Raw genomic sequence first — 1,747 nt, 5'->3', positions numbered from 1 at the left:
GAGCGATGGTGCTCCCGGGGCCCTGCCCCCTTCCGGGTCCTGTTCCCTTCCGGGCCCTGCCCTCTTCCAGGCCCTGCCCGAGGTGGGGAAGCCCTGTCCGTTCCGGGAGCGGCCCGGGGTCCTCGTCGGTGTCGGCCCCGGGCATGTCCGTCGCCCCCCCGGTGGTGTTCCTGCCGGAGGGGCGCGGCGACGCCCCGGTTCACCGCCAGGCGTCGATCAGCCGGTCGGGGCCCCACACCAGGTCGATCGTGCCGGTGTCGACGTCCGGGGCGGTGCCGGACAGGGAGGCCACCACCAGGCCGGTGCGGTCCGGGTCGAAGCCGGGCACCTGCGGGGCCGCGCGGGTGAGGGCCGCCAGGTCGTGGCGGTCGAAGGGGGTCAGCAGCCACTTGGTGGAACCGGCGAAGGAGATCCGCCCGGCGACGGGGGCGCGGTCGGCGCCGACCAGGTCGACCTCCGGGTCGAACTGCCGGTTCCACCAGCCTCCGACCGCCTCGACCCCCTCCCAGGGCAGGGATCCGTCGACGGCGGCGAGTTCGAGGGACTGCCGGACGAGGGGCTCCACGGCCCGGCCCCGCCAGGCGGTCCAGCGGCGCCGCACCACCCGGAAGGCCGCCTCCGGCCGTCCCCGGCGGGCCTGCTCCTGCGCGCTGCGCAGGACCGCCAGGTAGAGGCGGAGGTTGCTGTCGGCGATGCGGTAGAGGGCCGGCTTCCCCGGGCGGGTGGACACCGGCTCGTCCACGGCCAGGACGTGCTTCTCCTCGACCAGGCGGCGCAGCAGGGGCGACAGGGAGCCGGAGGCCAGGGCGCCCTCGCGGCTGCCGGCCGTCGCGGCGATGTTGGCGTGCGTCCGGTCGCCTCCCCCGACGGCCTCCAGGACGCGGCGGGCCTGGTCGGGGGCCGGGAACTCGGCCAGCAGGGAGGACTCGGGGACGGAGAAGACCGGGGAGGCCGGGTCCGCGCACTCCTGTTCCAGGAAGGGCAGGGCGGGGGTGGCGTGCGGCCAGGCCCGCAGGATGCCCGGCAGTCCGCCGGAGACCAGGTGCGCGTCGACCGCGTCGGCCGGGTCCAGGCCAAGGGCCTCGCCGGTCTCGGCGGGGTTGAGCGGCCCCAGCACCAGGTTGTCGGCGCGCCCGTAGAAGGGCCGGTCGTAGGAGGTGAGGCGCTCCATCATGTGCAGGTCGCTGCCGAGCAGGAGCAGCAGGACCGGCCGTTTCGCCAGCAGCCGGTCCCAGGCCGTCTGGAGGGCTCCTTCGAAGAGGTCGTCCTGTTCGGAGAGCCAGGGGGCTTCGTCCACGACCACGACCGAGGGCCGGTCGGGCAGTGCCGCCGCCAGCGCCCGGAACGCGTCGGGCCAGTTCCCGGAGCCCCCGGAGGGCACCAGGTCCGCGTCCCGGGGGAGCGGGGACTCCCGCAGGTCGGTCAGGAACTCGGCCACCGCCTCCACCGGCGAGGCGCCCTTGGTGGCGGTGAAGAACAGGTACGGGACGGCTGCCCGGTCGCAGAACTCCTGGACCAGGCGCGACTTGCCGACCTGGCGGCGGCCCCTGATCGCCACCGCCGTACCGCCGCCGGAGTCCGCGACCCGCCGGAGGCGCTTGTCCAGGAGCGCGAGTTCCGTCCCGCGTCCGACGAACGGGGAGGCCATGCTCAGCTCCGATCGGGTAGATCTCATCTACGTAGATTGAATCTACCCGGATCGGTGCGGGGTGGCACCCCCGACGGCAGCGGGGCCCCGGGAGCGTCG

1 protein-coding gene is annotated in these 1,747 nt (G+C 75.2%); it reads right to left on the bottom strand.

Translation table 11 applies throughout. From position 1 onward, the window contains the following. Nucleotides 1–199: 199 nt before the first annotated feature. Nucleotides 200–1,675 carry an ATP-binding protein gene (locus ACFUEL_RS39350; protein WP_380242976.1) on the bottom strand — a complete coding sequence of 492 codons (1,476 nt, stop codon included), beginning with the start codon at nucleotides 1,673–1,675 and terminating at the stop codon, nucleotides 200–202. Between the last annotated feature and the right edge of the window lie 72 nt (nucleotides 1,676–1,747).

The sequence above is a fragment of the Kitasatospora sp. NPDC057198 genome, from assembly GCF_042670125.1.
Classification (GTDB): Bacteria; Actinomycetota; Actinomycetes; order Streptomycetales; family Streptomycetaceae; genus Kitasatospora.
The sequence above is the reverse complement of the archived record's forward strand: the minus strand, read 5'-3'. Positions and strand labels throughout refer to the sequence as shown.